Origin of the sequence: Burkholderia sp. KJ006 (genome assembly GCF_000262695.1) — a bacterium.
In the GTDB taxonomy this organism is placed as follows: Bacteria; Pseudomonadota; Gammaproteobacteria; order Burkholderiales; family Burkholderiaceae; genus Burkholderia; species Burkholderia vietnamiensis.
In genome coordinates, this window is sequence record NC_017920.1 from 2,247,853 (window position 1) to 2,274,049 (window position 26,197).

Genomic DNA, 26,197 nt, shown 5'->3' on the forward strand with positions numbered 1-26,197 from the left:
CCCGGCTTCACCAGACCGAGATCTTTTCCATGCCAGGAACCGCAGCGCCCGGCCGGCGACGCACGCCCGTGCCCGCCTCGGCACACCACACCCGATCGACCGCCGATCCCGACCTCGATACGACGCTTCATACCGCCGGCTCGCCGTCCGGGGCGGCAGCCGCGGCCGCGGCTGCGGCCGTGACGGTGGCCGTGAGCGTCGCCGACGCGCCCCGCGACCGCGCGCTGCGGCTGGCCTGGCGCGCGTGGCTGCTGGTCGCGGCACTGGCGGCTGCGTACCTGCTGCCCGGCATAGTGGGCCACGATCCGTGGAAGCAGGACGAAACCTATACGTTCGGCATCATCCAGCACATGCTGGAGACCGGCGACTTCGTCGTGCCGACCAACGCCGGCCAGCCCTTCATGGAGAAGCCGCCGCTCTACGCGGCGGTCGCGACCAGCCTCGCATGGTTGCTGCAGCGCGTGATGCCGCTGCACGATGCGGCGCGCCTCGCGAGCGCGCTGTTCGCCGCGCTGGCGTTCGGCTTCATCGCGCGCGCGGCGCGCAGCGCGAGCCGCGCCGAGCGCTGGCTCGACCTGCGCGTGCTCGGCCCCGTGGTGCTCAGCGCGGGCACGCTCGTCGTCGTCAAGCACGTGCACGACATGATGACCGACGTCGCGCTGTTCGCCGGCACCGCGATGGGCTTTTGCGGACTGCTCGAACTGGTGATGCAGCACGTCGCGCGCGGGCGCCAGTTGCAGCACGGGCTGCCGGTGCGGCCGTCCGGCCCCTGGGCTGCGCCGCTGTTCGGCGCCGGCGTCGGCATCGCACTGATGTCGAAGGGACTGTTCGTGCCGCTGGTGTTCGCGGCGACGCTCGTGGCCGCGATGGCGCTCTACCCCGCGTGCCGCACGCGCGCGTTCGCGCGCTCGCTCGGGCTCGCGGCGCTCGTGTTCGCCCCATTCGCGCTGATCTGGCCGATCGCGCTGTTCCTGCGCTCCGAGACGCTCTTCATGACGTGGTTCTGGGACAACAACGTCGGCCGCTTCTTCGGCTTCTCCGTGCCCGAACTCGGCGCGGAGAACGACAAGCCGTTCTTCATCCTGCGTGCGTTCGTGCTGCTCGGCTTCCCGGTCGCGCCGCTCGCGATCGCCGCCCTCGCCCGCGGCGCGTGGCGCGAATGGCGCACGCCGCGCATTGCGCTGCCCGTGCTGTTCGCCGGCATCGGGCTGGCCGTGCTGCAGGTGTCCGCCACATCCCGCCAGCTCTACATCCTGCCGTTCTTCGCGCCGCTCGCGCTGGTCGCCGCGCAGGCGATCGAGCGTCTGCCGCGCGCGCTGCATCTCGCCTGGGATTACCTGAGCCGCGCGCTGTTCGGCACGGTCGTCATGCTCGCGTGGGCGATCTGGGCGGTGATGGCCGATCCGAACGCGTCGCGCGCCGGCGTCGCGGTGCTCGGCCGCTGGCTGCCGCTCGACTGGACGATGCCGCTCGTGCCCGGATTCGTGATCGGCGCGCTCGCGCTGACGGTGGGCTGGCTGTGGCTGCTGCCGAAGCTGCGCACGACCGGCCCGTGGCGCGGCGCGCTGTCGTGGGGCGCGGGCGCGCTGGTCGCATGGGGGCTCGTGTACACGCTGCTGCTGCCGTGGCTGGACGTCGCGAAAAGCTACCGGTCGGTGTTCGAAGACCTGAACGCGCATCTCGCGCTCGAATGGAACGACGGCGACTGCATGGCGAGCCTGCACGGGCTCGGCGAATCGGAAGCGCCGATGCTGTACTACTTCTCCGGGATCCGCCACACGCCGATCGACGACGCGACGACGACGCGCTGCACGTGGATGATCGTCCAGGGCGTGCGGGCCGTCGATCCGGCGCCGGGCAGCGAATGGAAGCTGTTCTGGACCGGAGCGCGCCCGGGCGACAACGAAGAACTGCTGCGCGTCTACGTGCGCACGCCCGACCAGCACGCGCTGCAGTGAGCGCCGTCCGCGGCGCGGCCGCCTGACGCGGCTGGCTCCGCGAACGGCGTGAACCCGGCTTCACGCGTCAAAACGACGCGCCGCGCTCGCGCAGGAACGCGACTTCTTCGTCGCTCGAAACACGGCCGAGGATCGCGTTGCGGTGCGGAAAGCGGCCGAAGCGCCGGATCACCGCCGCATGGCGCAACGCGTGGTCGTGATAGCCGCGGCAACCGGCCTCGTCGCGAATGCCCGCGCAGAGCCGCACGGCCTCGCGCTGGCTGTGCTCCGATTCGTCGTGCTCGAACGGCAGATAAACGAACGCGCGATGATGGCCGCTCGGCAGTTGCGCGTCCCAGCCGGCCGCGACGACGCGCCGCGCGAGCGCCAGCGCCCGAGGATCGGCGGCGAATGCGCGCGGCGTGCCGCGATGGATGTTGCGCGAGAACTGGTCGAGCACGACGATCAGCGCCAGCGCGCCGAGCGGCGTGCCCGCCCAGTGATCGCAGGCGCCGTCGCACGCGGCATCGTGCAGCGCGCCGTAGCGCGTGCGCAGCAGATCGTCGAATGCCGCGCCGCCGTTGAACCAGATTTTGCGCGCGCGGCCGAACGTCGCAGAACCCGGCGCGCCGAACCAGAAATCCAGTATCTCGCGCGCTTGCGGATCGAGCCTCGCGGCGGGATCGGTGCGATCCGTGCGATCGGTGGGGCCGTCGAAGGTCATGCGAACGCCAGCACCACGCGCCGTGTCCGCGCACTCTTCTTCTCGAGCTTCGTGACCCGCAGCGCGCCGATTTCCGCCGTGTTGCGCACGTGCGTGCCGCCGCACGGCTGCAGATCGACGCCTTCGATGCGCAGCAAGCGCACGCGGCCGAGCCCCATCGGCGGCTTCACGCTCATCGTGCGGACGAGTTCGGGGCGCTCGGCCATTTCGGCGTCGGTGATCCATTCGGTCGTGACCGCATGCGCGCCGTGCACCAGCGCCGCGAGCCGCTGTTCGACGTCGGCGCGCTCGATCGCGTCCGACGTCGCGAAATCGAGCCGCACGTAGTCGGCCGTCACGCTGCAGCCGTCGACCGGATACGGCAGCACCGCGCACATCAGGTGCGCGGCCGTGTGCAGCCGCATGTGCCGGTAGCGGCGCGCCCAGTCGATGTCGGCCACCACGCGCGCGCCGGGCCGCAGCGCGGCGATGCGCGCCTCCTGGCCGGGCGCCGGCACGTGCACGGCGTCGTCGGGCGTGGCGCCGTCGAAGCGCGCCTTGTGCGTGTCGGCGATCGCGATCGTGCCGCCGTCGGGCAGCGTGAGCGTCCCGGCGTCGCCGGCCTGGCCGCCGCCGAGCGGATAGAACACGGTGCGGTCGAGCCGGATGCCGTCGTCGCCGACGGCAGCGACGACGGCCTCGCATCGTGTCAGGTAGGCGTCTTCACGGAACAGCGCGTGGGTCGTCATCGAGCAGCCTCGCAGCAATGGGGAGACGGTCAGTGTCGCGCCGCATCCGGCGCGCGCCCAGATCCACCTCGTGCGCGTGCGCCGCTGCGGCGTACCGGTCGATCAACCGGGCCGGTTGCGCATCCAGTCGGCCGTTTCGTAGAACGAGTGCATCAGGCGCACGCGCAGCGGCTCGGGCAAGCCGATGTCCTCCATCGCCCACGCCATGCAGCGCAGCCACTGGTCGCGGCCGTCCGATGCGATCGGGTACGGCAGATGGCGCGCGCGCAGGCGCGGGTGGCCGAACCGGCTGATGTAGTGGTCGGGACCGCCGAGCCAGCCACACAGGAACCAGAACAGCTTGTCGCGCGAACCGTCGAGCGAGGTCGGATGCAGCGCGCGAAGCTCGGCGAATTCCGGCTCGAGGTCCATCAGATCGTAGAAGCGGTCCACCATTTCGCGCACGCGGGCTTCGCCGCCCACGAGTTCGAACGCCGTCGGCTGCGACGGCGCTTCGTCATTCACATCGGTCATACGAATAGTCGGAAACGGGATGATCGGGGCCGCCGGCGACGCTCACGCGTCGCGCAGCGACTGCAGCGCAGGGCGCCGCAACACATTATGCAGGCTCAGCCAGCCCGCTGCAGCGGCGCACGCGATGCCGGCGGCGATGCCGGCCGGCACGAGCCACGGATCGACCGCGAGCCGAAAGTCGAACACGCGCGCGGCGAGCACCCAGCCGACCGCGATCGCGCCCGCCGACGCGAGCGCGCCCGCCAGTGCGCCCACGACCACGAATTCCGCGCGCTGCACCGCGCGAACCTGCGCGCGCGACGCACCGAGCGCGCGCAGCAGCGCGGCCTCGTGCACGCGCTCGTCGCGCGAGCCGGCGAGCGCCGTGTACAACACCAGCACGCCGGCCGCGAGCGTGAACGCAAACAGGAACTGCACCGCGCCGACCACCTGCAGCATCATCCGCTCCAGCTGCGCGAGGATCGGCGCGACGTCGATCGCCGTCAGGTTCGGATAGCGCGCGATCAGCGGATCGAGCAACGACGCCTGCGCGGCCGGCAGATGGAAGCTCGTCAGATAGACGGCCGGGAAATCCTTCAGCACCGGCGGCGGCATCAGCACGAAGAAGTTGACGCGGAACGAACCCCAGTCGAGTTTGCGCACGCTGGTGATCGGCGCATCGACCGTCAGCCCGGTCACGTCGAAGCGCAGCGTGTCGCCCGGCTTCACGTTCAGCGTCTTCGCGAGGCCGGCCTCGATCGAGATCTGCGGCGCGGCCGACGTGCCGAACCAGTCGCCGGCGACGATCCGGTTGTCGGCCGGCAGCTCGGTCGTATACGACAGGTTGAATTCGCGATCGACCAGCCGGCGCGCGTCGTCGGACCGGTACGCGTCGGGGTTCACCGGCTTGCCGTTGATCGCGACGAGCCGGCCGCGCACCATCGGCGCCGGCACCGCGTCGCGCACGCCGTGCGCGGCGAGCCACGCGGCGACGTCGGCGCGCTGGTCCGGCTGGATGTCGATCAGGAACTGGTTCGGCGCATCGGGCGGCGTCGATTGCCGCCAGCCGGCCACGAGGTCGTTGCGCGTGATCGCGATCAGCAGCAGGCACATCAGGCCCAGCGCGAGCGCGGTGATCTGCAGCGCGCTGGCCGTGCCGCGCCGATGCAGCGACGCGAGCGCATAACGCCAGCCGACGCCCGCCGCCACGCGCGCGTTGCGCACCGCGCGCGCGGCCGCGTACAGCACGAGCCGCGCGATCAGCGCGAAGCCGACCAGCGCGCCGACGAAGCCGCCCGCGACGATCAGCCCGAGCTTCAGGTTGCCGGCCGCGACGATCAGCAGCCCCGCGAACAATACGACGCCGACCGCATACGCGGCCCACGCGATGCGCGACGCGTCGCCCCAGTCGCGCCGCAGCACCCGCACCGGCGGCACGCGCGTGAGCGGCGCGAGCGGCGGCAGCGCGAAGCCGAGCAGCAGCACGAGCGCCGCGCCGATGCCGATCAGTGCGGGCCGCAGCGTCGGCGGCGGGAGCGCCACCTCGATCAGGCCGCCGAGCGCGCCGAGCAGCGCCCAGTGGCCGCCGTAGCCGAGCACCGCGCCCGCCACGCCCGACACGATGCCGAGCCCCGCGAATTCGAGCGCGAACAGCGCGCCGAGCGTACGCCTGCTCACGCCGAGGCAGCGCATCGTCGCGCAGCCGTCGAGATGACGCCGCATGTAGCGCTGCGCGGCCATCGCGATCGCGACCGCGGCCAGCAGCGCGGTGAGCAGCGCGACCAGCGTCAGGAAATGGCGGGCGCGATCGAGCGTCTGCCGCACCTGCGGCTGCCCTTCCTGCAGCGATTCGAGCCCGACGCCGCGCAGCTTGCCGCCGTCGACGCGCCCGTGCGCATCCGCTTCGAAGCGCGCGACGGCACGTGCGTCGCCGGCGACCAGCAACCGGTACATCACACGGCTGCCGTAGCCCGTGAGGCCCGTCGCCGCGAGTTCGTCCGCGCGCATCATCAGCCGCGGCGAGAAATTGACGAACGAGAAGCCACGATCGAGCTCGCGCGAAATCGACGCGGCGACCGTGAACGTGCGCAGCCCGACGCGCACGGTGTCGCCGGCCTTCAGATGCAGCGCGTCGAGCAGCGCCGGATCGGCCCACACGGTGCCGGGCGCGGGGATGTCGGTCGTCTGGCGCGCGGCGGACGCGCCGGCCGGCACGATCTCGACCGCGCCGCGCAGCGGGTAGCCTGCCGACACCGCCTTCACGGCCGCGAGGCGCGCGGGCGCCGCGTCGCCCGGCCGGGGCGCGGCGGCCGCCGCGATCATGCTCGGGAAGATGGCCGTCGTCGCGGTGCGCAGGCCGAGCGCGTGCGCGTCGCGCGCGAACGACGGATCGACCGGATGATCGGCGCGCACGACGAAATCGGCGCCGAGCATCTGTCGCGCGTCGCGCTCGAGCCCCTGGCGCAGCCGGTCGGCGAGAAAACCGACGCTCGTCAGCGCGGCGACCGCGAGCACCAGCGCCAGCACGAGCAACGTGAGTTCGCCCGCGCGCCAGTCGCGCGCGGTCATCCGCGCGGCCTGGCGCACCAGGTCGCGCCAGCCGAAGCGGCCGGCATGCGCGGGCCGCCCGGCCGGCGACGGGTCAGCGTGCTGACGTTCGAGCGAGGCGCGCGGCTTCAATCGCGCTTGCCTCCAATCGAATTGAGCCGCGACACCATGTGGTAGGCCATGCCACGGAACCCGCCCGACACGCCGCGCCACAGACGCGGCAGCGCCCACGCGGACGCGGCGATGAACGCCGCCAGCAGCAGCAGGAACGCGAGCGGCACGAAGAATGCGAGCGCGAGGCCGCCGAACACGAGCCCGTCCTCGGTGGACGACGCGACCCAGTTCGAGATCGGTTCCGGAGACAGGTTGATCAGCGCGCGCGTGCCGGCCTTCGCGACGTGCGCGGCGCCGGCGAGCGAGCCGCCGGCCAGCCCGGCGACCGCGAGCACGGTCGGATCGGCATGGCCGAGCGCGCCGGCGGCGAGCACCGCGCCGGCCGGAATGCGGATGAAGGTATGGACGGCGTCCCACAGCGAATCGAACGCGGGGATCTTGTCGGCAAGGAATTCGGTGACCGCGAGCACGCCGGCCGCGCCGATCACCCACGGCGACGTCAGCACCGCGAGCGTGTCGGGCAGATGGAGCCAGCCGGCCCGCGCGAGCACGCCGGCAATCAGGACCGTCAGATAAAGGCGCAGCCCGCTCGCCCACGCGAGCCCCGCGCCGAGCGAAATGGCTTCGATCATGGGCCTCTCCTTGCACGTTGCGTGCGCTTTGCCGATTGATCGGATCGAGTCGGTGTGACGGCCGCGCGGCGCGTGGCGACCGGTGCCGCCGGCCGCGAACGGCGCACCGGCATTCAGGCCCGAATGCGTTCCATTATAGACAGGCTATCGGCAGCGCCGCGCAATTCCACAGGGTGGCGCGGGCGCATGGGGACGTGCCTGCCGGCGTCACGGGCATCAGGGGCGTCAAGCGCCCGACGACAGCTTAAGGCCCACCAGCCCGAGCACGATCAGCGCCGCGCTCGCCACGCGCGCCACCGTCAGCGCCTCGCCCAGCATCACGATGCCGAACGCGAACGCCCCGACCGCGCCGATGCCCGTCCACACCGCATACGCGGTGCCGAGCGGCAGCTGGCGCATCGCGATCGCGAGCAGCGCGAAGCTCGCCAGCGCCGTCACGATCGTAAACACCGACGGTCCGAGCTTCGTGAAGCCCTCGGACGATTTCATGCCCGCCGCCCACGCCACTTCGAGCAAACCGGCAATCAACAGCAATACCCACGCCATCTCGACGTACTCCGGATCGGATGGGGTCGTCCCCGTTGCAGCGAATGGCCCGGGGCCGTCCCCGGGCGGCGCCGAGTATAGCAACGGCGGCGCGGACTGCCCGACCGGCGGGTACCGGTCGGGACCGAGCTGGGCCGGGTTTGGTTTGGCCGATGAACACCGGCGGGCACACCACAGCCCGGTTCGCCGCAGCGGCCGAGCGCTCAGTTCGAGACGCGCGCCGCGCCGGCGTCGCCGACGCAGCGGTCGTCGCGGTACAGCGCCCATTCGTCGCACACGCGCCCGTCCTTGAACACGCAGGTCCCGACCTGCCCGCGCGGCAGCGTGCGCAGCACGTGCCGGCCGCCGAGCTTCTCGCAATTGACGGTCGCGGGGTTTGCGAGCACCGGCTGCGCCGCCGCCTGCCCGGGCGGCAGCGGCTGTGCGAACGCGCCGGGCCCGACGAGCGCCAGCGCACAGATGACGACCAGACGGACGGACATGGCACCCTCCTCGGTTTCGTTCATGCAGCGCTCAGCATAACGGGGAATCGGGCCGTGCGTGCGGCACCGCTCGCTGCGTCACGCATCACGCACCGCGCATCACGCGACGCCGACGAGCCGGTAGCCGACCCCCGTCTCGGTCACGATGTGCTCGGGCTGGGCGGGATCGCGTTCGAGCTTCTGGCGCAGGTGCGCCATGTAGATGCGCAGATAGTGATGGCTTTCGACGTGCGACGGCCCCCACACGTCGCGCAGCAGCTGGCGGTGCGTGAGCACGCGCCCCGCATGCCGCACCAGCGTCGCGAGCAGCCGGTATTCGAGCGGCGTCAGATGCACGATCTCGCCGTCGCGCCACACCTGGCGCAGCGCGAGATCGACGCTCACGCCGCCGAAGGCGACCTTCGGCGATTCGCTCGCGCCGCCCTGGTTGCGCCGACGCAGTTGCGCACGGATGCGCGCGCGCAGCTCCGATACGCCGAACGGCTTGGTCAGGTAGTCGTCGGCGCCGGCGTCGAGCGCGGCGACCTTTTCGTCTTCCTGCGTGCGCGCGGACAGGACGATCACCGGCACCTCCGACCAGCCGCGCAGCTCGCGGATCACGTCGAGGCCGTCGGTGTCGGGCAGCCCGAGGTCGACGATCACAAGATCGGGCTTGCGCGTCGCCGCGTCGATCAGCCCCTGCTTGCCCGTCTCCGCGTCGAATACGGCGATGCCGTCCTCTTCGAGCGCGGCGCGCACGAAGCGGCGGATCTGTTTCTCGTCCTCGATCAGGACGACGGTCAGGCTCGGTTCAGTCATGGTCAGGCAAGGGCTCGGAGGGGAACGATGCGCCGGGCGCGTCGATGTCGTCGTCGATGTCGTCATCGGGTGCGGCCGGCACCGCCGGCGGCGTGTCGACCGGCAGCGTGAACCAGAAGCGCGCGCCCGTCACGCGTCCGTCGGGCGCGGTGCGGTTGAGCGCGCCGATTTTACCGCCGTGCGCCTCGACGATCGCGCGGCAGATCGCGAGGCCGAGCCCGATGCCCGGCGTCGCCGATTCCTTCTCGCCGCGCGTGAACTTGTCGAAGATGCGCGTCTCCATCCCGTGCGGCAGACCGGGGCCGTGATCGTCGACGTACACGCGCACGAACGGCTGGCCGTCGTCGCTCACACGCTCGGCGCCGATCTCGATCGGCGCGTCGGCCGGCGTGTATTTCGCGGCGTTCTCGAACAGGTTCGTGAACAGCCGCTCCATCAGCACCGCATCCATCTGCAGCAGCGGCAGGTCGGCCGGCAGCGACACGCGCGCGGGATGCCGCGCGAGCACGCGCTTGCACGCGGCGAGCGCCGCGCCGACGGTTTCCTCGAGCAGCGACCACTGACGCTTGATCTGCAGGCTGCCAGCCTGCAGCCGCGCCATGTCGAGCAGGTTCGTGACGATGCCCGTCATCCGCAGCGCCTCGTCGTGGATCGCGTCGACGAGCTCGCGTTCGCGCTGCGCCGAGCGCTGGGCAGCGGCGGCGTCGAGGGGTGAGGGTGGCGCTGGTGTCGTCGGTGTCGTCGGTGTCGTCGGTGCCGCTGGTGCCGCTGGTGCCGCTGATGACACCGGCGAAGCGGATGACTCCGGCGAAGCAGGCGATGCAAGCGACGCAGATGCCCCCTCCGCCGCCGCGCGCCCGTTCGCGAGCATCGACGAGAAACCGACGATGGTGGTGAGCGGCGTGCGCAGGTCGTGCGAGATCGCCGACAACAGCGAGTTCCTCAGCCGCTCGGACTCCATGTTGACGAGCGCATCGCGCGCGATCTCGACGTAATGCACGCGTTCGAGCGCGAGCGCGATCTGCGCGGCGAACGCATCGAGCATCCGCTGCTGCTCGGGCACCTCCAGCTCGTGCGGCTCGCGCGACACGACCGCCAGCACGCCGCGCGTGCGCATCGGCGCCTTCAGCGGCAAATACAGCGCGGCCGTCGCGGGCAGCGTGTCGGTGCCGCGGCCGGCCGGCTTCTGCTGGTCGTACACCCATTGCCCGACGTCGCTGTCGAGCTCGGCGCCCGTCAGCGTGACGGCGGCGTCCGGGTCCTCGATCTTCTGGCGCACCTGGTCGGCGCTGTCGGGCAGCAGGAACGCGACGCGCGCGCGAAACACCTCGCTCACGTGGCGGCTGCCGATCTCGACGATCTGCTCGGTCGTCAGCGCGGCGCCCAGCTCGCGCGCCATCGCATAGATCGCGCCGGTGCGACGCTCGCGGCGCTGCGCGATGCTCGCCTGACGCGTGAGCGTCGACGTCAGATGGCTGATCACGAGCGACGTGAGCAGCATGCCGAAGAAAGTCAGCAGGTATTGCGTGTCGCTCACCGAGAACGACATGCGCGGCGGCACGAAGAAGAAGTCGAACGCCGCGACCGACAGGAACGACTGCAGCACGCCCGGCCCGCGCCCGAGCCGCACGGCCGAGAACACGACGCCGAGCAGGTACAGCATCACGAGGTTGGTCAGGTCGAGCCGCCCCGACACGACGCTCGCCAGGCCGGTGATCGCCGCGCAGATCGCGGCCGCGTACAGGTAGTGGCGCGGCGGCGAGCGCCGCGTGCCGAACTGCGCGAACGCGTCGCGCCAGTCGCGCGCGCGCGCGTCGAGCGGCGCCGCGCGCACCTCGTCGCTCGCCGACGCGCGTATCAGCATCAGATCGACGTCGCCCGCGCGCTCGGCGAGCTGCTCGCCGAACGGCCGCGCGAAGCGCCGCACGACGCCGACCTTCGGCGAACCGCCCGCGACGATCTTCGACACGTTGCGCACCTTCGCATAGCCGATCAGCGCGGCGACCGCGTCGTCGCCCGCGAGCGTGGCCGTCTCCGCGCCGAGCTCGGCCGCGAGCTTCAGCGCATCGAGCGTGCGCTGCCGGCGCGCGTCGGGCAGCCGCTGCAGCCGCGGCGTCTCGACGTACGCGGCGATCCAGTCGGCCTTCAGGCTCGCGGCGAGCCGCGCGGCGGCGCGCACCAGCGTCGGCGCCTCCGGCCCCGGCCCGATGCACACGAGCAGCCGCTCGCGCGCCTGCCAGATGCGCTGGATCGAGCGATCGGCACGGTACTCGCGCATCTGCGCGTCGACGCGGTCGGCCGTGCGCCGCAGCGCGAGCTCGCGCAGCGCGATCAGGTTGCCCTTGCGGAAGAAGTTGCGCACCGCACGCTCGGCCTGCTGCGCGAGATACACCTTGCCGTCGCGCATCCGCTCGAGCAGTTCCTCTGCGGGCAGGTCCACCAGCGTGACCTCGTCGGCCGCGTCGAACACACGGTCGGGCACCGTCTCCCACACGCGAATGCCGGTGATCGCGCCCACCACGTCGTTCAGGCTCTCGAGATGCTGGACGTTGACGGTCGTGTAGACGTCGATGCCCGCATCGAGCAGCTCGTGGACGTCCTGCCAGCGCTTCAGATGGCGCGCGCCCTGCACGTTCGAATGCGCGAGCTCGTCGACGAGAATCAGTTGCGGCGCACGCGCGAGCGCCCCGTCGAGATCGAATTCGGCGAGCGTGCGGCCGCGATACTCGATATGGGCGAGCGGCAGCACGTCGAGCCCATCGAGCAGCGCGGCGGTTTCGCTGCGGCCGTGCGTCTCGACGATGCCGACGACGACGTCGACGCCGTCCTGCTTGCGCTGACGCGCGGCCTGCAGCATCGCGTAGGTCTTGCCGACGCCGGCAGACGCACCGAAGAAGACCTTGAGCTGGCCGCGCCGCTGCTTTGCCGCATCTCGCTGCAGCTTGTCGAGGAGTTGGTCGGGATCGGGACGGTTCATCCGGGAGGAAGGCGAAGCGCCGGACTGCGCGCGAGTACCGGCATTGTTGTTCCAAATCGCCGCAAAAGGCAAAGACGGCGCACGCGCCGTCGTTCAGGGCGAGACCGGCTTGCGGCTTGGCGGCTCACGGCGCGCGCGGCTTGCGGCCTGTGGCGGGCGGCTTGCGATTGACGTAGCTTCCGACTCACCTCGCCGCAAGCCACGCCCAGCGCGCCCGCCCGGCTCAATGCCCGCCCTGCGCCGCGTCGAGCGCGAGGTTCAGCTTCAGCACGTTCACGCGCGGCTCGCCGAGCACGCCGAACTGGCGGCCCGTCGTGTTCGCGGCGACGAGCTGCGCGACCGCGTCGGCCGTCAGCTTGCGCGCCTTGGCGACGCGCTCGATCTGGTACGCGGCCGCGGCCGGCGTGATGTCCGGGTCCAGACCGCTCGCGGACGCCGTCACGAGGTCGACCGGGACCGGCTTCGACAAATCGGTGCCCGCGTCGCGCAGCGCGGCGATGCGCGCCTTCACCTGCTCGGCGAGCGACGGATTGAGCGGCCCGAGGTTCGAGCCGCCGGAGCCGGCCGCGTTGTACGGCATCGGCGCGGTGGCCGACAAGCGGCCCCAGAAGTAGCGCGGCGCATCGAACGGCTGGCCGATCAGCGCGGAGCCGACGGCCCGGCCGTCGCGCTCGATCAGGCTGCCGTCGGCCTGCGCCGGAAACACGGCCTGACCGAACGCGGTCATCACGGCCGGATAGGCCATGCCCGTCACGACGGTCAGCACGGCAAAGATCACGACCAGCGGGCGAATCAACGTTTTCATGAGGGTTCCTTCGAATCCGGTGCGCTCAGGCCCAGCCGAGCGCGGCGAGCGTCATGTCGATCAGCTTGATGAACGGGAACGGCAGCAGCACGCCGCCCAGCCCGTACACCAGCAGGTTGCGGCGCAGCAGCGTCGCGGCGCCGAGCGGCCGGTAGGCGACGCCCTTCAGCGCGAGCGGGATCAGCGCGACGATGATCAGCGCATTGAAGATCACCGCCGACAGGATCGCCGACGCCGGCGACGTCAAATGCATGATGTCGAGCACGCGCAGCTGCGGGTAGGTGGTGACGAACGCGGCCGGGATGATCGCGAAGTACTTCGCGATGTCGTTCGCGATCGAGAAGGTCGTCAGCGAGCCGCGCGTCATCAGCATCTGCTTGCCGATCTCGACGATCTCGATCAGCTTGGTCGGGTTCGAGTCGAGGTCGACCATGTTGCCGGCCTCCTTCGCCGCCTGCGTGCCGGTGTTCATCGCGACCGCCACGTCGGCCTGCGCGAGCGCCGGCGCGTCGTTGGTGCCGTCGCCGGTCATCGCGACGAGGCGCCCGGCCGCCTGGTGTTCGCGGATCGTCGCGAGCTTGGTTTCCGGCGTGGCTTCCGCGAGGAAATCGTCGACGCCCGCCTCCGCCGCGATCGCCGCGGCCGTCAGCCGGTTGTCGCCGGTCACCATCACCGTCTTGATGCCCATCTTGCGCAGTTCCGCGAAGCGCTCCTTGATGCCGCCCTTCACGATGTCCTTCAGCTCGATCACGCCGAGCACGCGCGCGGCGCCGTCGTGCAGCTCCGCGACCACGAGCGGCGTGCTGCCGCGGCGCGCGACCTCGTCGACCGCGCGGCGCACGTCGTCCGGAAAGCGGCTGCCGTGCAGCTCGACGTAGCGGCGAATCGCATCGGCGGCGCCCTTGCGGATTTCGCGGCCGGGCAGATCGACGCCGCTCATCCGCGTCTGCGCGGAGAAGCCGAGGAACGTCGCCTGCAGCTGCGCGAGGTCGCGCTGGCGGATGTTGAAGCGCTCCTTGGCCAGCACCACGATGCTGCGGCCTTCCGGCGTTTCGTCGGCGAGCGACGACAGCTGCGCGGCGTCGGCCAGCGCTTCCTCGGTCACGCCCGGCGCCGGCACGAACGCCGACGCCTGACGGTTGCCGAGCGTGATCGTGCCGGTCTTGTCGAGCAGCAGCACGTCGACGTCGCCGGCCGCTTCCACCGCGCGGCCCGACGTCGCGATCACGTTCGCCTGCATCATCCGGCTCATGCCCGCGACGCCGATCGCGGACAGCAGCCCGCCGATCGTGGTCGGAATCAGGCACACCAGCAGCGCGACGAGCACCGTGATCGTCACCACGTGGCCGGACTTCATCGCCTCGACCGAGAACATCGAGAACGGCAGCAGCGTCGCGGTCGCGAGCAGCATCACGATCGTCAATGCGACCAGCAGGATCGTCAGCGCGACCTCGTTCGGCGTCTTCTTGCGCTTCGCGCCCTCGACCATCGCGATCATCCGGTCGAGGAACGCCTCGCCGGGGTTCGCGGTGACCTTCACGACGATCCAGTCGGACAGCACGCGCGTGCCGCCCGTCACCGACGAGAAATCGCCGCCGGACTCGCGGATCACCGGCGCGGACTCGCCGGTGATCGCCGATTCGTCGACCGACGCGACGCCGTCCACCACTTCGCCGTCGGCCGGAATCACGTCGCCGGTCTCGACCAGCACGACGTCGCCCTTGCGCAGGTCCGACGCCGTCGTGATGCGGATCGGCGACTTCGGATGCGGCTCGTTCAGCTTCTTGGCCATCACGTCCTTCTTCGCGCTGCGCAGCGACGCGGCCTGCGCCTTCGAGCGCCCTTCCGCGAGCGCTTCGGCGAAGTTCGCGAACAGCACCGTGAACCACAGCCACAGCGCGATCGCGAGGATGAAGCCCGCGGGCGCCTCGGCCTGGCCGGCGAGCGCCGCGATCCACAGGATGGTCGTCAGGATGCTGCCGACGTACACGCAGAACATCACCGGATTGCGCAGCTGCGTGCGCGGCGTGAGCTTCTTGAACGAATCCACGATCGCCGGGCGCAGCAGCGCCGGATCGAACATGGACCGTGTTGCGGAATGTTGAGTCATGGCGATCTCTTCAATCTCTTCAGTCTTGTCAACGTGTCGCGATGCGCGCGCGTCACGCGCCCAGCCACATCATCAGGTGCTCGACGCCCGGCCCGAGCGCGAGCGCCGGCACGTAGGTCAGCGCGCCCACCAGCAGCACGGTGCCGAGCAGCAGCACGACGAACAGCGGCCCGTGCGTGGGCAGCGTGCCGCTCGTCGCGGCGATGCGCTTCTTCGCGGCGAGCGAGCCGGCGATCGCCAGCACCGGCACGATCGTGCCGAAGCGGCCGAACCACATCGCGATGGCGGTCGTCCAGTTGTAGAACGGCGTGCCGACCGTCAGGCCCGCGAACGCGCTGCCGTTGTTGTTCGCCGCCGAGCTGAACGCGTACAGGATCTCCGAGAAGCCGTGCGGGCCGGGGTTCGCGATGCCGGCCCGGCCGGCGTCGGCGAGCACCGCAATCGACGTGCCGACCAGCACGAGCAGCGGCGTGAGCAGCACGACGATCGACACCATCTTCATCTCGTACGACTCGATCTTCTTGCCGACGTATTCGGGCGTGCGGCCGATCATCAGGCCCGCGACGAACACCGCCAGCAGCGCGAACACGAGCATCCCGTAAAGGCCGGAGCCGACGCCGCCGTAGATCACCTCGCCGAGCTGCATCAGCAGCATCGGCACGAGGCCGCCGAGCGGCGTCAGCGAATCGTGCATCGTGTCGACCGCCCCGCACGACGCGGCGGTGGTCGCGACCGTGAAGATGCCCGTCTGCGCGATGCCGAAGCGCGTCTCCTTGCCTTCCATGTTGCCGCCCGGCTGCAGCGCGCTCGCCTGCTGGTCGACGTGCAGCGCCGCGAGCGTCGGATTGCCGGCCTGCTCGGCGCTCACCTCGACGCCGAGCGCGATCGCGAACGCGACCGTCATCGCCGCGAGCACCGCGACACCCTGCCGGCGATCGCCGATCATGTGGCCGAACACCAGCGCCAGCGCGGCCGGGATGATCAGGATCGAGAAGATCTGCACGAAGTTCGCGAACGGCGTCGGGTTCTCGTACGGATGCGCGGAGTTCGCGTTGAAGAAGCCGCCGCCGTTGGTGCCGAGCATCTTGATCGCTTCCTGCGACGCGACCGGTCCCATCGCGAGCGTCTGCTTGACGAGCGGAGTCGGCACCGTGACCGGATTGCCGTGGTCGTCCTTCACCGCGTTGCCCTGCGCGTCGAGCTTCGGCGCCGCATAGGTGCTCGCCTGCAGCACCGGCACGTCCTGGTACGCCTTCATGTTCTGGATCACGCCCTGGCTCATCAGCAGCGCGGCGACCAGCGCGGCCATCGGCACGAGCACGTACAGCGTCACGCGCGTGAGGTCGACCCAGAAGTTGCCGATCGTCTGCGCCGTATGGCGCGCGAAGCCGCGGATCAGCGCGATCACGACGACGATCCCGGTCGCGGCCGACAGGAAGTTCTGCACGGTCATGCCGAGCATCTGCGTCAGATAGCTGACGGTCTGCTCGGGCGTGTAGTCCTGCCAGTTGGTGTTGGTGACGAAGCTGACCGCGGTGTTGAACGCGCCGTCGGCGGTCATCGCGCCGAACTGCTGCGGATTGCCGGGCAGGACGCCCTGCAGCCGCAGCAGCCCGTACAGGAACAGCGCGCCGAGCGCGTTGAACGCGATCGTCGCGAGCGCGTACTGCTTCCAGTTCATCTCGGTGCCCGCATCGACGCCGGCGCTGCGGTACAGCGCGCGCTCGAGCGGCCCGAACACGCGCACCACGCGCGAGCTGCCGTCCATCACGCCCGTCAGGTAACGCGCGACCGGCACCGCGGCCGCGAGCAGCACGACGATGAACAGCGCGATCTGAAACACGTCGTTCGCGTTCATTCGATGTCCTCCGCGCGCAGCAGCGCGAACACGAGATACGCGAACAGCAGGGCCGTCGAGGCGCCCGCGAGCCAAAGCATCCAGGTCATGCGCGTCCCCCGCGGCCGGATTGCGCGAGCTTCTCGCAACCGGCAAGCAAGCCGAGGATCAGCGCGGTGAACAGCACCAGTGCGCCGATGAAAACCCCATCCATTTTTGTGTTCTCCGTCGTCGTAATCGGACGACTAGAACCTTATGGGAACGTGCGTAAAGGACGGGTCAAAGGTGATCGGGGCGGTATAAAAAACGCGTAAACGCGGCGCGCGGCGAGATAGCCGGCGCGCGGGAGCGAGGGAATCGAAGAGGCGCCGGCGGCCGCACGTTCGGCCGCCGCCGGCGTCGCCACGCTGCGTGCCGGCGCAACGCCGGCACGCAGGCGCGGCGTCACGGCACGAGGATGGTCGAGCCGGTGGTCTTGCGCGACTCGAGGTCGGCGTGCGCGCGGCCGACTTCCGCGAGCGGATAGCGCTGGTTGATGCTGGTCTTCACCTTGCCCGACAGGATCACGTCGAACAGCTCGGCGGCCGCGGCTTCGAGATCGGCGCGCTTCGCGATGTACGAGAACAGCGTCGGGCGCGTGAAGAACAGCGAGCCGCGCGACGAGAATTCCTTCGAGTCGATCGGCGGCAGCGGCCCCGACGCATTGCCGAAGCTGACGAAGTAGCCGAGCGGCGCGAGGCAGTCGAGCGAGCCGATGTAGGTGTCCTTGCCGATCGAGTCGTAGACCACCGGCACGCCCGCGCCGTTGGTGATCTCCTTCACGCGCTGCGTGAAGTTCTCGCGCGTGTAGACGATCGGATGATCGCAGCCGTGCGCGCTCGCGAGCGCGGCCTTCTCGTCGGAGCCGACCGTGCCGATCACGGTCGCGCCGAGCGCCTTCGCCCACTGGCACACGAGCAGCCCGACCCCGCCGGCCGCCGCATGGATCAGGATGGTGTCGCCGGCCTTCACCGGATAGGTGCGGCGCAGCAGGTAGTGGGCGGTGAGCCCCTGAAGCATCACCGACGCCGCGTCGTCGTAGCCGATCGCGTCGGGCAGCTTCACGAGCCGCTCGGCCGGCATCACGCGCTCCTGCGCATACGCGCCGGGCGGCTGGCCGACGTAGGCGACGCGGTCGCCGGCCTTGAGCGCGCTCACGCCCTCGCCGACGGCCGTCACTTCGCCGGCCGCCTCCATGCCGAGGCCGCCGGGCAGCGGTTGCGGATAGAGGCCCGTGCGGAAATACACGTCGATGTAGTTGAGGCCGACCGCGTGCTGCCGGATGCGGACCTCGCCCGCCTTCGGCTCGCCGACCTCGACGTCGACCCACTTCATCACCTCCGGGCCGCCCGGCTGGTCGTATCGGATTGCTTTCGGCATCGTTTCGCTCCTCGTGGGTGAATGCTTGAAGGGAAGGTTCGCGCGCCGCCGCGCGGGCCGGCGACGGCCGGTGCTGGCACGCGCCGGCGGCCGTCGCGCAGTCCGACGGTCGACGGTCGACGGCCGACGCCCGACGCCCGACGCCCGATTCTCGCGCGTCGCCGCGCGCAGCGCACGGCCCTGCCGCGAGCAGGGGCAATCGGGCAGGCTGCCGTCTAGCAGACGTCCTGCATGTTGCGCGCCAGATCGTCGAGCAGCATCCGCGCGGTGGCGACGTTGGTCGCGACCGGCACGTCGTGCACGTCGCACGCGCGCACCAGCGCGGTGATATCGGGATCGTGCGGCTGCGCGGTCATCGGGTCGCGCAGGAACACGACGACGTCGACGCGGCCGTCGGCCAGCTCCGCGCCGATCTGGAGATCGCCGCCGAGCGGCCCCGACAGCTTGCGCTCGACCTCGAGCCCGTGCGCGGCGGCGATGCGCCCACCGGTCGTGCCCGTCGCGACCAGCCGGCATTGCGCGAGCGTGTCGCGGTACTGGCCCGCGAGCGCGACGATCTCGTCCTTCTTCGCGTCGTGCGCGATCAATGCGATGCGGGGTTTGCTCATCTGCGATTCCTTCTTGGTTCGGTTGTCGTCGTGGGGGAAGCGGCGCGGCGGCTCAGAACGTGCCCGGATAGGCGCCGCCGTCGAGCAGCCAGTTCTGGCCCGTGATGTAGCCGGCATGCACGCTGCACAGGAACGCGCATGCCGCGCCGAATTCGGCGCGCGTGCCGAGCCGCCCGGCCGGGATGTCCCGCGTGCGGCGCGCGCGCAGCTCGTCGACCGTCACGCCCTGCGCGTTCGCCGCCGCGGCAAGCGTGGTCGCGATCCGGTCGGTGTCGAACAGCCCCGGCAGCAGGTTGTTGATCGTCACGCCCTGCCCGGCCACCTTGCGCGCGAGGCCCGCGACGAAGCCGGTCAGCCCCGAGCGCGCGCCGTTGGACAGCGCGAGCACGTCGATCGGCGCCTTCACGGCCGAGCTGGTGATGTTGACGATGCGGCCGAAGCCGCGCGCGATCATCCCGTCGACGGTCGCGCGGATCAGCTCGATCGGCGTCAGCATGTTCGACTCGAGCGCGCGGATCCAGTCGTCGTGCGAGAAGTCGCGGAAGTCGCCGGGCGGCGGGCCGCCGGCATTGTTCACGAGAATGTCCGGCTGCGGGCACGCGGCGAGCGCGGCCGCGCGGCCGTCGGGCGTCGTGATGTCGCACGCGACCGTGGCGACCGACACGTTCGACGCCGCGCGGATCTCGTCCGCGGTTCGCTCGAGCGTGTCGCGCGTGCGCGCGACGATCACGAGGTTCACGCCTTCGGCGGCCAGCGCTTCCGCGCAGCCGCGCCCGAGGCCCTTGCTCGCCGCGCAGACGAGCGCGGTCTTTCCTGCGATGCCGAGATCCATCGTCGATTCCTTCATGGCGACGCGCGCAGCGGTAGGCCGGCCCGCGGCGCCGGACCGGCGAACGGTCGCGAACGGGCGGGCGCCGGCCGGTGCGGCGCGCGGATTGTCTTGAGACGTCGATAATATCCGGATCGGCTGGCCCGCCTTGGTAAAATTGCGGCCATCGGCGACGCCCGGCCCGGCGCCGGCTTCGCCCCCCATTCCCTTTTGCCGTCAAGGCACCCCGTCATGAAACAGGACAGCCGTTTCCCGAATCTCTTCATCCTCGATCACCCGCTGATCCAGCACAAGCTGACCCACATGCGCGACAAGGACACGTCCACGCGCACGTTCCGCGAGCTGCTGCGCGAGATCACGCTGCTGATGGGCTACGAGATCACCCGCAACCTGCCGATCACGACCAGGCGCGTCGCCACGCCGCTCGTCGAGGTCGACGCGCCGGTGATCGCGGGCAAGAAGCTCGCGATCGTGCCGGTGCTGCGGGCCGGCATCGGGATGTCGGACGGCCTGCTCGACCTCGTGCCGTCGGCACGCGTCGGCCACATCGGCGTGTACCGCGCCGACGACCACCGCCCGGTCGAATACCTGGTGCGCCTGCCCGACCTGGAAGACCGCGTGTTCATCCTGTGCGACCCGATGGTCGCGACCGGCTATTCGGCCGTGCATGCGGTGGACGTGCTCAAGCGCCGCAACGTGCCGGCCGCGAACATCGTGTTCGTCGCGCTGGTCGCCGCGCCCGAGGGCGTGCAGGTGTTCCAGGACGCCCATCCGGACGTGAAGCTGTACGTCGCGTCGCTCGATTCGCACCTGAACGAGCACGCGTACATCGTGCCGGGCCTCGGCGACGCGGGCGACCGCCTGTTCGGCACCAAGAACTGACCCGCATGCCGCACGGGGCCGCGTGGCCCTGCGCCGGCCGTTCGGCCAAGCGCGGCGGCCCCGAAGCGACGGTCTGCGCGTGATAAAATCCCGTTCCACTCGACACGCGCGGCCCCGCGGCATCACGCCCGCCGATACGGCCGCCGATTCAACGACACATTGGCACAATCGCCCGCGCCACGCGCCCGGGCACGGAGAAAGGTATGGCTGGTCATTCGAAATGGGCCAACATCAAGCATAAGAAGGCAGCGGCCGACGCGAAGCGCGGCAAGATCTGGACCCGCCTGATCAAGGAAATCCAGGTCGCGGCTCGCCTCGGCGGCGGCGACGCGAGCTCGAACCCGCGGCTGCGTCTCGCGGTCGACAAGGCGGCCGACGCGAACATGCCGAAGGACAACGTCAAGCGCGCGATCGACCGCGGCGTCGGCGGCGCGGACGGCGCGAACTACGAAGAAATCCGTTACGAAGGCTACGGCATCAACGGCGCGGCGATCATCGTCGACACGCTGACCGACAACCGCACGCGCACGGTTGCCGAAGTCCGCCACGCGTTCTCGAAGTTCGGCGGCAACATGGGCACCGACGGCTCGGTCGCGTTCATGTTCGATCACGTGGGCCAGTTCCTGTTCGCGCCCGGCACGTCGGAAGATGCGCTGATGGAAGCGGCGCTCGAGGCCGGCGCGGACGACGTCAGCACCAACGACGACGGCTCGATCGAAGTGCTGTGCGACTGGCAGGCGTTCTCGGCGGTGAAGGATGCGCTCGAAGCCGCCGGCTTCAAGGCCGAACTCGCCGAAGTGACAATGAAGCCGCAGAACGAAGTCGAATTCACCGGCGACGATGCGGCGAAGATGCAGAAGCTCCTGGACGCGCTCGAGAACCTCGACGACGTGCAGGAGGTGTATACGAACGCCGTCATCGTCGAGGAATGAGATGCCGGCCGCCGTGCGCCTCGTGGCGACGGCGGCCCGACCGATTTCGCGGCCGGCGCGCCTGAGCGTGCCGGCCGCCCTGTTTTCTAGTCTGCGGGGAATCCCATGAAACTACTCGTCGTCGGTTCCGGCGGCCGCGAACATGCGCTGGCGTGGAAGCTCGCGCAATCGCCGCGCGTCCAGATGGTCTACGTCGCGCCCGGCAATGGCGGCACGGCGCAGGACGAGCGTCTGAAGAACGTCGACATCACGTCGCTCGACGCGCTGGCCGATTTCGCGGAAAGCGAAGGCGTCGCGTTCACGCTGGTGGGGCCGGAAGCGCCGCTCGCGGCCGGCATCGTCAACCTGTTCCGCGCGCGCGGCCTGAAGGTGTTCGGCCCGACCCGCGAAGCCGCGCAGCTCGAAAGCTCGAAGGATTTCGCGAAGGCGTTCATGAAGCGCCACGGCATTCCGACCGCCGACTACGAAACCTTCTCCGATGCAGCCGCCGCGCACGCGTACCTCGACGCCAAGGGCGCGCCGATCGTCGTGAAGGCCGACGGCCTCGCGGCCGGCAAGGGCGTGGTCGTCGCGATGACGCTGGAAGAGGCGCACGCGGCAGTCGACATGATGCTGTCGGGCAACAAGCTCGGCGATGCGGGCGCGCGCGTCGTGATCGAGGAATTCCTCGACGGCGAGGAAGCGAGCTTCATCGTGATGGTCGACGGCAAGCATGCGCTCGCGCTCGCGTCCAGCCAGGACCACAAGCGCCTGCTCGACGAGGACCGCGGCCCGAACACGGGCGGCATGGGCGCGTATTCGCCCGCACCGATCGTCACGCCGCAAATGCATGCGCGCGTGATGCGCGAGATCATCATGCCGACGGTGCGCGGCATGGAGAAGGACGGCATCCGCTTCACGGGCTTCCTGTATGCGGGCCTGATGATCGACAAGGACGGCAATCCGCGCACGCTCGAATTCAACTGCCGGATGGGCGACCCCGAGACGCAGCCGATCATGGCGCGCCTGAAGAGCGATTTCTCGAAGGTCGTCGAACAGGCGATCGCGGGCACGCTCGACACGGTCGAGCTCGACTGGGATCGCCGCACCGCGCTCGGCGTGGTGCTGGCCGCGCACGGCTATCCGGATGCGCCGCGCAAGGGCGACCGCATCAACGGCATCCCGGCCGAAACCGAGCAGGCGGTGACGTTCCATGCGGGCACGACGCTCGACGGCGACAAGCTCGTCACGTCCGGCGGCCGCGTGCTGTGCGTGGTCGGCCTCGCCGATTCGGTGCGCGAAGCGCAGCAGCATGCGTACGACGCGATCAACCAGATCAATTTCGAAGGCATGCAGTACCGCCGCGACATCGGCTTTCGCGCGCTGAACCGCAAGAGCACGTGATGCCGCCACCGCCGCGCTGCGCGAGCAGCCGGCGGCCCCTGCTGCCGGGTTCGCTAGAATGGCCGGCAGACGTCCTTTTTTGCGACTCCCGCCTGCGGCGGGAGCGCCCAGTCCAGACATGACCGATTCGACCTACGACGTAGCGCGCGTGCGCACGTATCTCCAGGGCCTGCAGACACGCATCGCCGACGCGCTCGGCGCGCTCGACGGCACGCCGCTCGCGACCGACGCGTGGCAGCGCGGCCCTGAAGAGCGGCTGCGCGGCGGCGGCTGCACGCGGATTCTCGAAGGCGGCCGCGTGTTCGAGCGCGCGGGCATCGGTTTTTCCGACGTCGCGGGCGATGCGCTGCCGCCGTCGGCGAGCGCCGCGCGCCCGCAGCTGGCCGGCCGCGGCTTCGAGGCGCTCGGCGTGTCGCTGGTGCTGCACCCGCGCAACCCGTACTGCCCGACCGTCCACATGAACGTGCGCATGCTGATCGCGACGAAGCCCGGCGAAGCGCCTGTCTTCTGGTTCGGCGGCGGCATGGATCTGACACCGGTTTATCCGTTCGAGGACGACGCACGGCATTTCCACCAGACCTGCAAGGCCGCGCTCGACCCGTTCGGCGCCGAGCTCTACCCGCGCTTCAAGACCTGGTGCGACGAGTACTTCTTCCTGAAGCACCGCAACGAGACGCGCGGCATCGGCGGGATCTTCTTCGACGATTTCTCGGAACCCGGTTTCGAACGCTCGTTTGAGATGATGCAAAGCGTCGGCGACGCGTTCCTGAACGCGTACCTGCCGATCGTCGAGCGCCGCGCGGCGCTGCCGTACGGCGAGCACGAGCGCGAGTTCCAGGCGTACCGGCGCGGCCGCTACGTCGAATTCAACCTGGTGTTCGACCGCGGCACGCTGTTCGGGCTGCAAAGCGGCGGCCGGACCGAGTCGATCCTGATGTCGATGCCGCCGGTGGCCACCTGGCGCTACGACTGGCAACCGGCGCCCGGCTCGGCGGAAGCGCGTCTCGCGGAATTCCTCGTGCCGCGCGACTGGGTCTGACCGGCCGCCTCAACGACAGGACACGTTTTTCTGGACACCTCCGCCCGCCCCGCCCCGCAGCCGCCGTCGCAGCCGCCGTCACAACGTATCGGCCTGCTCGGCGGCACGTTCGACCCGATCCACGATGGCCATCTCGCACTCGCGCGCCGGTTCGCCGACGTGCTGCAGCTGACCGAGCTCGTGCTGCTGCCGGCCGGACAGCCGTATCAGAAGCGCGACGTGTCGGCCGCCGAGCATCGGCTCGCGATGACCCGCGCCGCGGCCGGCTCGCTGGCGCTGCCGGGCGTCGCGGTCACCGTCGCGACCGACGAGATCGAGCACGCCGGGCCGACCTACACGGTCGAGACGCTCGCGCGCTGGCGCGAGCGCATCGGCCCCGATGCATCGCTGTCGCTGCTGATCGGCGCCGACCAGCTCGTGCGCCTCGACACCTGGCGCGACTGGCGCAAGCTGTTCGACTACGCGCACGTGTGCGCGTCGACGCGCCCCGGCTTCGACCTCGGCGCGGCGTCGGCCGACGTCGCACGCGAAATCGCGCGGCGTCGGGCCGATGCCGAGCAGCTGAAGGCGACGCCATCCGGGCGTCTGCTGATCGATACGACGCTCGCGTTCGATATCGCCGCAACCGACATCCGTGCGCACCTGCGCGAATGCATCGCGCGTCATGCGCAAATGCCCGACGCGTCGGCCGAGCATGTGCCGGCCGCCGTCTGGGCCTATATTCTTCAACATCGTCTCTACCATTCCTGATTCCATGGATATCCGCAAACTGCAGCGCGTGATCGTCGACGCTCTCGAAGACATCAAGGCGCAAGACATCAAGGTGTTCAACACCAGCCATCTGACCGAACTGTTCGACCGCGTGATCGTCGCGTCGGGCACGTCGAACCGCCAGACCAAGGCGCTCGCCTCGAGCGTGCGCGACAAGGTCAAGGAAGCCGGCGGCGAGATCGTCAGCTCCGAGGGCGAGGACACCGGCGAATGGGTGCTGGTCGATTGCGGCGACGCGGTCGTCCACATCCTGCAGCCCGCGCTGCGCCAGTACTACAACCTCGAGGAAATCTGGGGCGACAAGCCGGTGCGGATGAAGCTCGGCGGCGACAAGGGCCAGAGCGGCTTCGCGACCGCGAGCGAAGGCGACGACGAGGAAGAGGAAGCGCCCGCCCGTCCGGCGCGCAAGACGGCGGCCCGCCGCCGCTGAGTCGCAGTCGGTCGTTTCGATGAAGCTTTACATCCTCGCTGTCGGCCACAAGATGCCCGGCTGGATCGCGTCCGGCTTCGACGAGTACACGAAGCGGATGCCGCCGGAGTTGCGCATCGAGCTGCGCGAGATCAAGCCCGAACTACGTTCGGGCAGCCGCAGCGCGGAAAGCGTGATGGCGGCCGAGCGGCAGAAGATCGAGGCCGCGCTGCCGAAGGGCGCGCGCATCGTCGCGCTCGACGAGCGCGGCCGCGACTGGACCACGATGCAGCTCGCGCAGGCGCTGCCCGGCTGGCAGCAGGACGGCCGTGACGTCGCGTTCGTGATCGGCGGCGCCGACGGGCTCGATCCGGAACTGAAGGCGCGCGCCGATCTGCTGCTGCGCATCTCCAGCATGACGCTGCCGCACGGGATGGTGCGCGTGCTGCTTGCCGAACAGCTTTACCGCGCGTGGAGCATCACGCAGAATCACCCCTACCACCGCGCATGACGCGTCGTCCTCGGGACGCGCGCCGCGCGCGTTCACCGAGATAACGACACCATGCCGTCCAGCACGTCCCCCGCAGTTTTCCCGATCCTTTACCTCGCATCCCAAAGCCCGCGCCGCCAGGAGCTGCTGCAGCAGATCGGCGTGTGCTTCGAATTGCTGCTGCCGCGCCCCGACGAAGACGCCGAGGCGCTCGAAGCCGAACTCGCCGGTGAAGCGGCCGACGCGTACGTGCAGCGCGTGACGGTCGCGAAGGCCGAGGCCGCGCGTGCGCGGCTCGTCGCGAGCGGCAAGCCGGCCGCGCCCGTGCTCGTCGCCGACACCACGGTGACGATCGACGGCGCGATCCTCGGCAAGCCGGCCGACGCCGACGACGCGCTCGCGATGCTGACACGTCTCGCCGGCCGCGAACACGAAGTGCTGACGGCCGTCGCGGTGATCGGCGCCGACGGCGCGCTGCTGCCGCCGGCGCTGTCGCGCTCGTCGGTGCGCTTCGCGGCCGCGCCGCGCGACGCGTTCGAGCGCTACGTCGAAACCGGCGAACCGTTCGGCAAGGCGGGCGCATATGCGATCCAGGGCCGTGCGGCCGAATTCGTCGAGCGAATCGCCGGTTCCCATTCGGGTATCATGGGTCTGCCCCTTTTTGAGACAGCCGCGTTGCTCCGTGCCGCGCGCGTCGCCTTCTGAA

At 70.3% G+C, this 26,197-nt stretch carries 25 protein-coding genes; 9 read left to right on the forward strand and 16 right to left on the reverse strand.

Going from position 1 to position 26,197, the window contains the following annotated elements; translation table 11 throughout:
• The first annotated feature begins 29 nt into the window (after positions 1–29).
• Entirely contained in the window at positions 30–1,958 is a 1,929-nt protein-coding gene (locus tag MYA_RS10130; protein ID WP_014723372.1) for an ArnT family glycosyltransferase, read from the forward strand.
• Between the two features lie 67 nt (positions 1,959–2,025).
• Here MYA_RS10130 and MYA_RS10135 read toward each other — a convergent pair whose 3' ends face one another.
• The 16 genes from MYA_RS10135 to MYA_RS10215 all read right to left on the reverse strand — a co-directional run bounded on the left by MYA_RS10135 (position 2,026) and on the right by MYA_RS10215 (position 19,588).
• Positions 2,026–2,661, reverse strand: a complete 636-nt coding sequence (locus MYA_RS10135; protein ID WP_014723373.1) for a DUF924 family protein — start codon at positions 2,659–2,661, stop codon at positions 2,026–2,028.
• Entirely contained in the window at positions 2,658–3,389 is a 732-nt protein-coding gene (locus tag MYA_RS10140; RefSeq protein WP_014723374.1) for an alanyl-tRNA editing protein, read from the reverse strand. The genes MYA_RS10135 and MYA_RS10140 overlap by 4 nt, the downstream gene beginning before the upstream one ends.
• A 102-nt stretch (positions 3,390–3,491) precedes the next feature.
• The gene (locus MYA_RS10145; RefSeq protein WP_011885561.1) at positions 3,492–3,902 is read right to left on the reverse strand and encodes a group II truncated hemoglobin; all 411 of its coding nucleotides are present in this window, start codon (positions 3,900–3,902) and stop codon (positions 3,492–3,494) included.
• Positions 3,903–3,944: 42 nt separating this feature from the next.
• Complete coding sequence (locus tag MYA_RS10150) at positions 3,945–6,449, reverse strand: ABC transporter permease (protein ID WP_041493975.1); 2,505 nt, start codon at positions 6,447–6,449, stop codon at positions 3,945–3,947.
• A gap of 107 nt (positions 6,450–6,556) precedes the next feature.
• Positions 6,557–7,174: a DUF4126 domain-containing protein gene (locus MYA_RS10155; protein WP_014723376.1), complete on the reverse strand. Its 618-nt coding sequence runs from the start codon at positions 7,172–7,174 to the stop codon at positions 6,557–6,559.
• A gap of 225 nt (positions 7,175–7,399) precedes the next feature.
• A complete protein-coding gene (gene sugE / locus MYA_RS10160) occupies positions 7,400–7,720 on the reverse strand; it encodes a quaternary ammonium compound efflux SMR transporter SugE (RefSeq protein ID WP_011885564.1) in 321 nt (106 codons plus the stop codon).
• A 203-nt stretch (positions 7,721–7,923) separates the two neighbouring features.
• Positions 7,924–8,202 carry a putative hemolysin gene (locus MYA_RS10165; protein ID WP_014723377.1) on the reverse strand — a complete coding sequence of 93 codons (279 nt, stop codon included), beginning with the start codon at positions 8,200–8,202 and terminating at the stop codon, positions 7,924–7,926.
• 99 nt (positions 8,203–8,301) lie between these two features.
• Entirely contained in the window at positions 8,302–9,000 is a 699-nt protein-coding gene (gene kdpE, locus MYA_RS10170) for a two-component system response regulator KdpE (RefSeq protein WP_011885566.1), read from the reverse strand.
• Positions 8,993–11,977: a DUF4118 domain-containing protein gene (locus tag MYA_RS10175; RefSeq protein WP_014723378.1), complete on the reverse strand. Its 2,985-nt coding sequence runs from the start codon at positions 11,975–11,977 to the stop codon at positions 8,993–8,995. The genes kdpE and MYA_RS10175 overlap by 8 nt, the downstream gene beginning before the upstream one ends.
• Before the next feature lie 223 nt (positions 11,978–12,200).
• Positions 12,201–12,782: a potassium-transporting ATPase subunit KdpC gene (kdpC, locus tag MYA_RS10180; RefSeq protein WP_014723380.1), complete on the reverse strand. Its 582-nt coding sequence runs from the start codon at positions 12,780–12,782 to the stop codon at positions 12,201–12,203.
• A 25-nt stretch (positions 12,783–12,807) separates the two neighbouring features.
• Positions 12,808–14,892, reverse strand: a complete 2,085-nt coding sequence (gene kdpB / locus MYA_RS10185; RefSeq protein WP_041493868.1) for a potassium-transporting ATPase subunit KdpB — start codon at positions 14,890–14,892, stop codon at positions 12,808–12,810.
• 52 nt (positions 14,893–14,944) lie between these two features.
• Positions 14,945–16,750, reverse strand: coding sequence for a potassium-transporting ATPase subunit KdpA (gene kdpA / locus MYA_RS10190; protein WP_014723382.1), 1,806 nt, complete (start codon positions 16,748–16,750; stop codon positions 14,945–14,947).
• A complete protein-coding gene (gene kdpF / locus MYA_RS32410) occupies positions 16,747–16,839 on the reverse strand; it encodes a K(+)-transporting ATPase subunit F (RefSeq protein WP_006752209.1) in 93 nt (30 codons plus the stop codon). Before kdpF ends, kdpA begins: the two co-directional genes overlap by 4 nt.
• Positions 16,840–17,173: 334 nt before the next feature.
• Complete coding sequence (locus tag MYA_RS10205) at positions 17,174–18,148, reverse strand: quinone oxidoreductase family protein (protein WP_014723385.1); 975 nt, start codon at positions 18,146–18,148, stop codon at positions 17,174–17,176.
• A gap of 215 nt (positions 18,149–18,363) precedes the next feature.
• Positions 18,364–18,756 carry a methylglyoxal synthase gene (locus tag MYA_RS10210; RefSeq protein ID WP_014723386.1) on the reverse strand — a complete coding sequence of 131 codons (393 nt, stop codon included), beginning with the start codon at positions 18,754–18,756 and terminating at the stop codon, positions 18,364–18,366.
• Positions 18,757–18,808: 52 nt separating this feature from the next.
• Positions 18,809–19,588: an SDR family oxidoreductase gene (locus MYA_RS10215; protein WP_041493976.1), complete on the reverse strand. Its 780-nt coding sequence runs from the start codon at positions 19,586–19,588 to the stop codon at positions 18,809–18,811.
• 228 nt (positions 19,589–19,816) lie between these two features.
• Here MYA_RS10215 and upp point away from each other — a divergent pair, with 228 nt between their 5' ends.
• The 8 genes from upp (at position 19,817) to MYA_RS10255 (ending at position 26,196) form a co-directional block, all read left to right on the forward strand.
• Positions 19,817–20,467, forward strand: coding sequence for a uracil phosphoribosyltransferase (gene upp, locus MYA_RS10220; RefSeq protein WP_011885574.1), 651 nt, complete (start codon positions 19,817–19,819; stop codon positions 20,465–20,467).
• A 203-nt stretch (positions 20,468–20,670) separates the two neighbouring features.
• A complete protein-coding gene (locus MYA_RS10225; protein ID WP_011885575.1) occupies positions 20,671–21,399 on the forward strand; it encodes a YebC/PmpR family DNA-binding transcriptional regulator in 729 nt (242 codons plus the stop codon).
• Positions 21,400–21,504: 105 nt separating this feature from the next.
• Positions 21,505–22,782: a phosphoribosylamine--glycine ligase gene (gene purD, locus MYA_RS10230; protein WP_011885576.1), complete on the forward strand. Its 1,278-nt coding sequence runs from the start codon at positions 21,505–21,507 to the stop codon at positions 22,780–22,782.
• Between the two features lie 118 nt (positions 22,783–22,900).
• A complete protein-coding gene (hemF, locus tag MYA_RS10235) occupies positions 22,901–23,821 on the forward strand; it encodes an oxygen-dependent coproporphyrinogen oxidase (protein WP_014723389.1) in 921 nt (306 codons plus the stop codon).
• A 30-nt stretch (positions 23,822–23,851) separates the two neighbouring features.
• Positions 23,852–24,571 carry a nicotinate-nucleotide adenylyltransferase gene (locus tag MYA_RS10240; RefSeq protein ID WP_072465508.1) on the forward strand — a complete coding sequence of 240 codons (720 nt, stop codon included), beginning with the start codon at positions 23,852–23,854 and terminating at the stop codon, positions 24,569–24,571.
• 4 nt (positions 24,572–24,575) lie between these two features.
• A complete protein-coding gene (rsfS, locus tag MYA_RS10245; RefSeq protein WP_011885579.1) occupies positions 24,576–25,022 on the forward strand; it encodes a ribosome silencing factor in 447 nt (148 codons plus the stop codon).
• A gap of 19 nt (positions 25,023–25,041) precedes the next feature.
• On the forward strand, positions 25,042–25,512 hold the full coding sequence (gene rlmH / locus MYA_RS10250; protein WP_014723390.1) for a 23S rRNA (pseudouridine(1915)-N(3))-methyltransferase RlmH: 471 nt from the start codon (positions 25,042–25,044) through the stop codon (positions 25,510–25,512).
• Positions 25,513–25,563: 51 nt separating this feature from the next.
• The gene (locus MYA_RS10255; RefSeq protein WP_011885581.1) at positions 25,564–26,196 is read left to right on the forward strand and encodes a Maf family protein; all 633 of its coding nucleotides are present in this window, start codon (positions 25,564–25,566) and stop codon (positions 26,194–26,196) included.
• The last annotated feature ends 1 nt before the right edge of the window (position 26,197 follow it).